Source organism: Cyanobium sp. NS01 (assembly GCF_014280235.1).
Taxonomy (GTDB): domain Bacteria; phylum Cyanobacteriota; class Cyanobacteriia; order PCC-6307; family Cyanobiaceae; genus NIES-981.
In genome coordinates this window covers 885,352-894,240 of the sequence record NZ_CP047940.1, presented here as the reverse complement: position 1 = coordinate 894,240, position 8,889 = coordinate 885,352, and the positions used below count along the sequence as shown (strand labels likewise).

Below are 8,889 nucleotides of genomic sequence, written 5' to 3'. Positions count from 1 at the left end.
GGGTCGGGCCTTGAGCGAGGATCCACTCATCTGGCCCCGCGCGACTCCCGGCAACCATGAGCAACTGGTGGAACTGGAATCCAGCCGAGAGCCGGGCCCTGGGCAGCTTCGCGGTGATCGGGATCGGGCGCTTCGGCACGGCCCTCTGCCTGGAACTGAGCAAGGGCGGCGCCGACGTGCTGGCGATCGACAATGACCCCTCCGCCGTGGATCGGATCAACAGGCAGGACCCTTCGATCACGGCCCGCAAGGTGGAGAGCACCGATGAAGAGGCCCTGCGGGCCGCGGGGGTGCTCGATGTCACCACGGTGGTGGTGGCCATGAGTGAACCGATCGAGGTGAGTGTCACCGCCACCCTGATCGCCAAAGACAGCACAGGCAGCCAGGTGAAGCAGGTGATCGCAAGGGCCACCAACGACCTGCACATGAAGATGCTGCAGCGGGTCGGTGCCGACCGGGTGATCTTCCCCTCCAAGATGCAGGGCCAGCGGCTGGGGCTTGAGCTGGTGCGCCCCAACCTGCTGGACCGGCTTCGGCTCGACGACCGCAACAGCATCGAGGAGATCCGGGTTCCCGGACCGTTCATCGGTCAGTCGCTGCGGGATCTCAACCTGCGCAAGAACTTCAACGTGAGTGTGCTGGCCGCCGGGCCGGACAACCAGCTCACCGTGAATCCCCCCGCCTCCCATGTGCTGCAGAAGGGGGAACTGCTGGTGGTGATGGGCGCCACAGAGGATCTGGCCGAGCTGCCGGGGAGCTGACCCCCAGGGGGCCGCGGCAGCGAAGCCCCTACATTCAGGCGGCGTCGGCGCCTGGCCTTTGCCCCCCCTGCTAGAGGCCGTTCTCGCCCCCCAGGCCCTGATCACCCTGGCGGTGATGGTGCTGTCGGTGGTGCTGTTCATCGGCAGCTGGATTCCGGCGGAAGTCACCGGCCTGCTGGCCGTGGGGCTGCTGATGGCCCTGGGGGTGCTGAAGCCGGCCGAGGCCCTGGAGGGCTTCGGCAGCCCGGCCCTGCTCACCCTGGTGGGCCTGTTCGCCCTCTCGGCCGGCCTGTTCCGCTCGGGTGGCCTGGACCGGCTCCGGGGACTGATCGGCTCCGATGCCGTGCGCAGCCCCAGGCGCATGATCCTGCTGCTGGCTGGGGTGGTTGGACCGGTCTCGGCCTTTGTGCCGAACACGCCGATCGTGGCCTCATTGCTGCCGGTGATCGAGAGCTGGTGCCACAAGCGCCGGATTGCCCCCTCCAAGGTGCTGCTGCCCCTCTCCTTCGCCACGGTTCTGGGCGGAACCCTGACGCTGCTCGGCAGCTCGGTGAACTTGCTGGCCAGCGAGGTGAGCAACACACTGGGTTACGGCGGCTTCGAGCTGTTCACATTCACGCCCATCGGCCTGGGCGTGTGGATGGCGGGCAGCCTGGCCATGGTGCTGCTCTCGGATCGCTTCCTGCCGGATCGCGGCAACGACGACACCGATCTGGCCCGGGGCTTCGCCCGCAGCGGTTACATCACCGAGGTGGAGATTCCGAGGGGTTCGGAGCTGGTGGGCCAGTCGCTCCTTGGCAGCCGGCTGCAGCGACGCTTCGATGTGGACGTGCTGGAGCTGCACCGGGATCAGGAGCGTTTTCAGCCGCCCCTGGCCGACCGGCGCCTGGAGCTGGGCGATCGGCTGGTGCTGCGCTGCACCCGCAACGACCTGCTGCGGCTGCAGCAGGAGCACACGGTGGTGCTTGCGCCCACGCCGGAGGAGGGGGCCTCCAGCCCTCCGATTCCCGACGCCCAGAACAGCCAGCGGATGGTGGAGGCCCTGCTGCCGGCAGGCTCGGCCCTGGCGGGAAGCTGCCTGCGCGATCTGCGCTTCCGTCAGCGCTACAACGCCACCGTGCTGGCCCTGCGCCGCGGCAGCGCCGTGGTGCGGGAACGCCTGGGCAAGGCCCAGTTGCAGGAGGGCGATGTGCTCCTGCTGCAGGGACCACAGGATGCCATCCGCGGTCTGCTGGCCGGCAACGATCTGGTGGTGCTGGAGCAGATTGAAGACGACCTGCCCACCGTGAGCCGCAAGCGTGTGGCCTTGGCCATCGTGGGCCTGTCGATCCTGCTGCCGAGCCTGCAGGTGCTGCCCCTGGTGGCCTCTGTGTTGCTGGGCAGTGTGGCCATGGTGGTCACCGGCTGCCTGCGGCCAGGGGAGCTGCAGCGCTCGATCCGGCTGGATGTGATCCTGCTGCTGGGGTCTCTGGCCAGCTTCAGCGTGGCGCTGCAGAAAACGGGTCTGGCGGAGGCTCTGGCCCAGGCACTGATCCGAGGCCTGGATGCATGGCCGCTCTACTGGGCCCTGGCGGTGGTGTTCCTCTTCACCACCCTGCTCACCGAAGTGATGAGCAATGCCGCCAGCGTGGCGATGCTGATCCCGATCGCGGCTCAGCTGGCCCTGGGGCTGGGCATGCCACCGATGGCCGCCATCTTCGCCGTGCTGTTCGGGGCCAGCCAGAGCTTCCTCACCCCGGTGGGCTACCAGACCAACCTGATGGTGTTCGGACCGGGACGCTACCGCTTTCTCGATGTGGCCCGCTACGGCTTTCCGCTGACGCTGCTGATGACGCTGCTGGTGCCCTGGCTGATCTGCAGACAGTTCGGGCTCTGAGGCGGCAGGCCCATGGTCAGACTCCGGCCTTGCGCTCATGCCGCCAGCGCAGGGCCTGCCACACCAGAAACACCAGCACCAGCGGCACCACGGCGGTGAGGGTAATCAGTCGGTATTCATCGGTGAGGCTGCTGACGCTGTTGCTGAGCACCTGCTCCCCCAGGTACAGCGCGTACAGCATCACCAGGATCCCCCCCTCCAGCCGGGTGATCTGGCCATGGCTCCAGAAAATCGGCAGACAGGCCAGGGTGGTGACCACCATGACCGGTAGATCGCGTTGGATCAGCACGGGGTCCACCGCCAGGCCCCTGCCGCCTGAAGCCGTGGCGCAGACTCCGAGGATCAGGAACAGGTTGAGCAGATTGCTGCCCACCACATTGCCGATGGCCAGATCCACCTTGCCGCGGTAAGTGGCCACCAGCGAGGTGACCAGCTCCGGCATCGACGTACCGGCCGCCACGATCGTGAGCCCCACCACCGTCTGGCTGACGCCAAGGCCCAGGGCGGCCGTGGTGGCCCCACGCACCAGCACCTGGGAGCCCACCACCAGCAGCGCCAGCCCGCCCAGCAGGCGCAGTCCGGCGACCAGGGCCGAAAGGCGCTCGCTGGCGTCGAACTCCCCCGCCTCCTCGGGGTTTTCCCCGGCCGTACGGATCTCCCAGACCAGATTGATCAGCAGTCCCACCAACAGGGCCACGCCGGCCTGCCAGGTGAGCTGGCTGCCACTGGCCATACCCCAGACCGCCATCGAGAGGGCCACCAGCAGGGGCACATCGCGGCGCACCAGGCGGCTGCGCACGCTCAGGGGCATCACCAGGGCACTCATGCCGAGCACCACCAGCACGTTGAAGATGTTGCTGCCCACCACATTGCTCATGGCAATGGCCTCGTTGCCCTGCACCGTGGCGATCAGGCTCACGAACAGCTCCGGGGCGCTGGTGCCCAGCGACACCACCGTGAGGCCGATCACGATCTGGGGGATGCCCAGCATCAGGGCCACCGCGGTGGACCCCGCCACGAACAGCTCGCCACCACCGAACAGCAACAGGATGCCCAGCAGGATCTGCAGGAGGCTGGGGAGCAGGTTGGTCACGCGCGAGCCGTCGCAGGGTGAGTCTGCTCAATTGTGGGGCCAGGGGGTTGGTGGCCAAGCCGGCGGCGAGGCGGCGGCAAAGATGGGGCCTGCTGCCGCACCACAATGACGAGCCTCGCCCTGCCTGCCCTGGTGACCCTCGCGGGCCTCAGCCTCTATCAGGGCACGGCGCTGGCGGTGGGCCGGGCACGGTTCAAGCACCTGGTGAAGCCGCCGGCCATGGACGGCCCCGAGCCGTTCCAGCGGGCCGTGCGGGTGCAGCAGAACACCCTTGAACAGCTGGTGTTCTTTCTGCCCAGCTACTGGCTGGCTTGCCTCTGGAGTGAGGCGGCACTGGCCAACCTGCTGGGGATCCTCTGGGTCGCAGGCCGTGTGGCCTATGCCGTGGGCTACCTGCAGGCGCCTGAACGACGGGGCCCTGGCTTTGGCATCAGCTTTCTGAGTGCCGCAGGGCTTTGGGTGCTGGCCCTGATCGGTGCCATCCGCGAGCTGGGCTGATGGGCGGCTGGGCCGCGATGGGTCTCAGCGCTGGCCGAGCAGGTCTTCCCAGGTGATCGGCTGGGGAGCTCCCGACTGTCGTGAGCCGCTGCTGCCCAGGGGTCGCAGCGGGCAGCACGGGCCGGAAGGACCGCGACCCGCAGAGGCCCCCCTCAGGGGGCGTTGGCGGTTGGAGCGATGGAATGTGGTCATGGTGATGGGGTGAAAAACGAGGGTGGAACAAACTGAATCCATGGACTGGCCTGGACGCCGAAACGCCATTGCAGCGAGGCCCCATGGCCTGACGGAGATATCGGCATGACGCACCGGGAACGACCCTTCCCGCGCTGACGGGACTCTCCATGGGTTGTGACCTTCAGGCCTCCCGGCCCGGGCTGCTCTGCCGGAAAGCACGGAGAGCGAGGGTGCTGTAGCGGCGGCGAGAGCAGAGCGGGCTTACGGCGATGGCCCGAACTGCCTGCTTTGGCCACCCAGAACACTACCGCATGTGCTCGCAACAAGCAAGCTGTTATCCCGCAAGGCTGGGCATCGGCCGTGCCGGGGAGGGGCCTGGTGGTGAGATCGTGCTTGGGATGACCCCTGCACCCGATGGCGCTGTCTCCAACCCTCAGGCACTGGAGCTGCTGCAGTTCTGGTTTGAGACCATCGAGCCCCGGCTGTGGTTCGCCAGGGATGGGGCCTTCGACGCCCGCGTGCGCCAGCGCTTCCTTCCGCTCACCGAACAGGCCGCCGCGGGAACGCTGCTGAGATGGGGGGACGAGCCACTCGGGGCTCTGGCCCTGGTGCTGCTTCTCGACCAGCTGCCACGCCAGATCTGGCGTGGCAGTGCCCGGGCCTTCAGCACGGACCCTGAGGCCCTGGCCCTCAGCCAGGCCGCCGTGGCGCGGGGCTGGGTGGCCACTGAGCCCGCCAGAGCCCGCCGGCAGTTCTGGCTGATGCCGATGATGCACAGCGAGGACCTGGCCGTGCAGGAAGCCTCCCTGCCCCTGTTCGCTCGCTGGAGCGACCCTCGCACCGCCCTGTTCGCCCAGCGGCACCACGCTGTGATCGCCCGCTTCGGGCGCTTCCCCCACCGCAACCAGCTGCTCGGGCGCCCCTCCACGCCGGAGGAGACGGCCTTCCTGCTGGAGCCGGGATCCCGTTTCTGAGCAGAGCTGCCTGCCGCCTGGGCAGCAGTTCAGCCAAGGGGGCCAGCCCTGGACTCCTCACTGCGGCGGCTGCAGGGCCTCGAGAGCACACCGGAGCGAGGGGGCGATGGCGCGGTGTTCCCCCAACCTCGGACTCCATGCCCGGCCGCTGCGCAGCTGAGCAGGACAGGCCAGCGCCATGTCCTGACCCTCCAGGAGCTGGAGCGTCTGCAGGGGCATCGGCAGTGGGGCGCGGAAGACATGGGCGACCCGATCGGCATTGCGATGGGAGAACCAGAAGGGCAGCGGGGCGGGGGGCCACCAGCCGATCTCCTCGAGCAGCTCGCGGCGCACCGCCTCTGCGGGGCTCTCACCCGGGTCGAGATGGCCCCCGAACAGTCCCCAGGCCCCAGGGGCCACGATCCCGGGGATGTCATCCCGCAGCTGGATCAACCACTGGCCGCCCTGCTCGAGCACGGCCAGGGCCACCTCCACAGGAGGGGATGGGCGGTTCAGGGTTCGATCCCCCAGGGCTGCCAGCCCGATTGCCGGAAGATGGCGTAGGCCACGCTGCTGTTGACCAGAGGGTCGAGCAGCTCCTCGGGGCTGCGAATGCCCATCGCGGCGATCAGACCCCGGTTGGCGCCGAAGTGGATCTGAAACAGGCCGAAGCAGTCCCCACCGCAGCCACGGGCCGTGGGGGTGAGGCCGCTTTCCAGATGGGCCAGGCGGATGGCACTGTCGAGGTGCTCCTGGGGCCACACCTGGCGGATGGCCTCAAGCGCATCGGCCCTCGGCGTGCCGCGCGCCAGAGCGGCCGGGGAGAGGGTGCCGAGGGCCCCAGCGACCGACAGCAGCAGGGGCAGCAGCAGGCCGCCAGTGGAACGAAGGGACCAGGCAGGCATGCCTGTGGGCCAGTGACTCGCCGGCAACGTATCGGCCCCGAACCGTTGCCGCCAGGGTCCGGGGTGGTTGGATCCGGCCTCAGACCCCCGGGGCTGGAGCCGGAGGAGGAATGGCACCCTCCGGCGAGGCCTGCACCTCATCACAGAGGTCAAGCACGATCTGTTGTCCCACGGAGCGAGGCTCCGGCACCGCCCAGGCCTGCCAGGCCCCATCCACACGCCAGGTCTGGCGCAGGCTGCTGCACTGCACCGCCACCGCCGTGGCCCTGGCCCGGGAGGCCCCCACGTCTTCGGCGGCGGGCTGAACCACCGTCACCCGCAGCCCACCGGGATGAAGCTTCCAGCTGCCCCAGTCCACAAGGGTGTTGCCGAAATAGCGCCAGCGGCCCTGCTGGGGCTTCTCAGCGGGGGTGGCTTCGGCCGCCTGGGGCTCAGCCGGCTCAGCCGGCTTGGTCTGGGTGGGGGCAGTGGCTGGGGTGGGGGTTGCAGGAGCCGTGGTGGCCGGTGCCTTGGCGGCAGGTTTGACGGCAGCGGGTTTCGCCGCTGGAGCCGGCTTGGCAGCGGGGCGCGCAGCGGTGGCGGGGGGGAGCTTGAGCACCTGATCGATCTGCAGGGTGCGCGGATCGCTGATGTTGTTGAGACGCTGCAGGGCCTCCACGGACACCCCGTGGCGTCCGGCAATCACCTCGAGGGTGTCACCCTCCTTCACCGTGACCTGACGCGGCCTGGCGGCCGCCTGGGCCAGGGCGGGCCGGGCTCCGGGCAGCAGCACCGCTGTGGCCAGCACTGTCCCGAGCCCCCCCAGAACCCAGAGGCTGCCGAACAACCCGAACAACAGGCCAGAGGCCCCAACGGAAGCGATCTGCCGGCCTGAGCCTGATTCCAGAAACGGGCTTGGTTGCTGGGGTGGGCTTGGATGCTTTGCTGGGCTTGGCAGCGAGGCTGAGGCTGGCTGCTGGGCTGGGACGTCTCTCACCACCCTGGATCCCTTCGGCTTGGTTCGACCCTAGTGGGGGCAGGGGGACTTGAACCCCCACAACCTCGCGGTCTGCAGATTTTAAGTCTGCTGCGTCTACCGATTCCGCCATGCCCCCGGCAAAGGCACTCTAGATTTGCCCCATCGATGCCACTTCGGCCGTGTCCCTTCTTGGTCTTCTGGGAGCGCTGCCCTCCGGGGTGCTGCCGGTGCTCGCCCTCTACGTCGCCCTCGGCGGGGCCTATCTGGTGGTGATCCCCCTGGCCCTGTACGCCTGGATGGTCAAGCGCTGGACAGTGATGGGCAAAGTGGAGCGCTTCGGGATCTATGGACTGGTGTTCCTGTTCTTCCCTGGCCTGATTCTGTTCGCGCCATTCATCAATCTGCGCATGGCCGGCCAGGCTGCCCGATGACCAAGGGTCAATCCCTGCTGCTCGGGCTGGCGGTGTTCGGCCTCGGGGCCTTGGGCTATGCGCTGTTCCAGGCCAATGGTTTCGAGGGCTTCTCCGCCGGCATCGCCGCGTCGGCCCTGCTGATGGTGCTGGTGGTGGGCTGGACCGCCACCTACCTGCTGAGGGCCCTCAGCGGCAACATGACCTACATGCAGCAGCGCCGCACCTATCGCGAGGCCTACGACGCCGCGACCACCGAGGCGCTGCAACGCAAATTCGATGCCCTCAGCCCTGAAGACCAGCTGAGGCTGCTGCGCGACACCGGCCAACTCAGCCCGGAGGCGGACGAGCCCGACTCGGCTCCAGCCTCAGGCGAGACCACGACCGCTGAGACCCTCCACGGCGAGGCATAGGCTCACAGACCAGCCCCTGCCGCCGCTGTGTCCGTCGCCCCAACTCCGATTCAGCAGCGCTTCGATCAGCTGGAGCAGCAGGGTCGCTGTGCCCTGATGCCGTTTCTGATGGCCGGGGATCCGGATCTGGCCACCACCCGGGCCGCCCTGCTGGCCCTCGAGGCGGCCGGCGCCGACCTGGTGGAGCTGGGCATTCCCTACAGCGATCCCCTCGCCGACGGCCCCGTGATTCAGGCGGCGGCCAGCCGGGCCCTGGCGGCCGGCACCACCCCCGCCAGGGTGCTGGAGATGCTGGCCAGCCTGCGCGGCGAGCTCAGGCTGCCGGTGGTGCTGTTCACCTACAGCAATCCACTGCTCAACCGGGGCATGGAGGCCTTCTGCCAGGCCGCCGCGGCCAGCGGTGCCGCCGGCCTGGTGGTGCCGGACCTGCCCCTGGAGGAGGCCGAGAAACTCTCCGGCATCGCCGCCGCCGCCGGGCTCGATCTGGTGCTGCTGGTGGCCCCCACCACCCCGGCCCAACGCATGGCCCGCATTCACCAGGCCAGCCGCGGCTTCACCTATCTGGTCAGTGTCACCGGGGTCACGGGCGTGCGCGCAGGGCTCGAGGCCCGGGTGGGCCCCCTGGTGAGCCAGCTCAAGGCGCAGGCAGACACCCCGGTGGCCGTGGGCTTCGGCATCTCCGGGGTGGAGCAGGTGCGCCAGGTGCGCGACTGGGGAGCCAATGGCGCCATCGTGGGCAGTGCCCTGGTGCGGGTGATGGCTGAGGCCCACACCCAGCAGGCCGATGTGGCCGCGGCCGCTGGCCGCTTCTGCGCCGAGCTGCGGGCCGGACTGGACCCCTGAGCTTC

At 68.9% G+C, this 8,889-nt stretch carries 11 protein-coding genes and 1 tRNA gene; 7 read left to right on the top strand and 5 right to left on the bottom strand.

What is annotated here, in order from left to right; translation table 11 throughout:
- Positions 1-56: 56 nt before the first annotated feature.
- Both CyaNS01_RS04605 and CyaNS01_RS04600 read left to right on the top strand, forming a co-directional pair.
- Positions 57-761 carry a TrkA family potassium uptake protein gene (locus CyaNS01_RS04605; protein WP_186699222.1) on the top strand — a complete coding sequence of 235 codons (705 nt, stop codon included), beginning with the start codon at positions 57-59 and terminating at the stop codon, positions 759-761.
- 58 nt (positions 762-819) lie between these two features.
- Positions 820-2,637, top strand: coding sequence for an SLC13 family permease (locus CyaNS01_RS04600; RefSeq protein WP_370561668.1), 1,818 nt, complete (start codon positions 820-822; stop codon positions 2,635-2,637).
- 16 nt (positions 2,638-2,653) lie between these two features.
- On the opposite strand, the gene CyaNS01_RS04595 is transcribed toward CyaNS01_RS04600, so the two are convergent.
- Positions 2,654-3,730 carry a calcium/sodium antiporter gene (locus CyaNS01_RS04595; protein ID WP_186699221.1) on the bottom strand — a complete coding sequence of 359 codons (1,077 nt, stop codon included), beginning with the start codon at positions 3,728-3,730 and terminating at the stop codon, positions 2,654-2,656.
- A 105-nt stretch (positions 3,731-3,835) separates the two neighbouring features.
- Between CyaNS01_RS04595 and CyaNS01_RS04590 the strand changes: the two genes are divergently transcribed.
- Positions 3,836-4,228, top strand: a complete 393-nt coding sequence (locus CyaNS01_RS04590) for an MAPEG family protein (protein ID WP_186699219.1) — start codon at positions 3,836-3,838, stop codon at positions 4,226-4,228.
- 572 nt (positions 4,229-4,800) lie between these two features.
- The gene (locus CyaNS01_RS04585; RefSeq protein WP_186699217.1) at positions 4,801-5,376 is read left to right on the top strand and encodes a DUF924 family protein; all 576 of its coding nucleotides are present in this window, start codon (positions 4,801-4,803) and stop codon (positions 5,374-5,376) included.
- A gap of 57 nt (positions 5,377-5,433) precedes the next feature.
- Here CyaNS01_RS04585 and CyaNS01_RS04580 read toward each other — a convergent pair whose 3' ends face one another.
- The 4 genes from CyaNS01_RS04580 to CyaNS01_RS04565 form a co-directional block, all read right to left on the bottom strand.
- Positions 5,434-5,850 carry an NUDIX hydrolase gene (locus CyaNS01_RS04580; protein WP_225875807.1) on the bottom strand — a complete coding sequence of 139 codons (417 nt, stop codon included), beginning with the start codon at positions 5,848-5,850 and terminating at the stop codon, positions 5,434-5,436.
- A 17-nt stretch (positions 5,851-5,867) separates the two neighbouring features.
- Positions 5,868-6,260 carry a hypothetical protein gene (locus CyaNS01_RS04575; protein ID WP_225875806.1) on the bottom strand — a complete coding sequence of 131 codons (393 nt, stop codon included), beginning with the start codon at positions 6,258-6,260 and terminating at the stop codon, positions 5,868-5,870.
- A 79-nt stretch (positions 6,261-6,339) separates the two neighbouring features.
- The gene (locus CyaNS01_RS14830) at positions 6,340-7,095 is read right to left on the bottom strand and encodes a LysM domain-containing protein (RefSeq protein WP_186699215.1); all 756 of its coding nucleotides are present in this window, start codon (positions 7,093-7,095) and stop codon (positions 6,340-6,342) included.
- A gap of 175 nt (positions 7,096-7,270) precedes the next feature.
- A tRNA-Leu gene (locus CyaNS01_RS04565) sits at positions 7,271-7,354 on the bottom strand.
- 43 nt (positions 7,355-7,397) lie between these two features.
- Between CyaNS01_RS04565 and CyaNS01_RS04560 the strand changes: the two genes are divergently transcribed.
- Genes CyaNS01_RS04560 through trpA form a run of 3 tightly spaced genes read left to right on the top strand, consistent with a single transcriptional unit; the run spans position 7,398 to position 8,884 of the window.
- Positions 7,398-7,649, top strand: coding sequence for an NAD(P)H-quinone oxidoreductase subunit L (locus CyaNS01_RS04560; RefSeq protein WP_186699213.1), 252 nt, complete (start codon positions 7,398-7,400; stop codon positions 7,647-7,649).
- Positions 7,646-8,041, top strand: a complete 396-nt coding sequence (locus CyaNS01_RS04555) for a DUF3007 family protein (protein WP_186699211.1) — start codon at positions 7,646-7,648, stop codon at positions 8,039-8,041. The genes CyaNS01_RS04560 and CyaNS01_RS04555 overlap by 4 nt, the downstream gene beginning before the upstream one ends.
- 27 nt (positions 8,042-8,068) lie before the next feature.
- Positions 8,069-8,884 carry a tryptophan synthase subunit alpha gene (gene trpA, locus CyaNS01_RS04550; protein WP_186699209.1) on the top strand — a complete coding sequence of 272 codons (816 nt, stop codon included), beginning with the start codon at positions 8,069-8,071 and terminating at the stop codon, positions 8,882-8,884.
- Positions 8,885-8,889 lie beyond the last annotated feature (5 nt).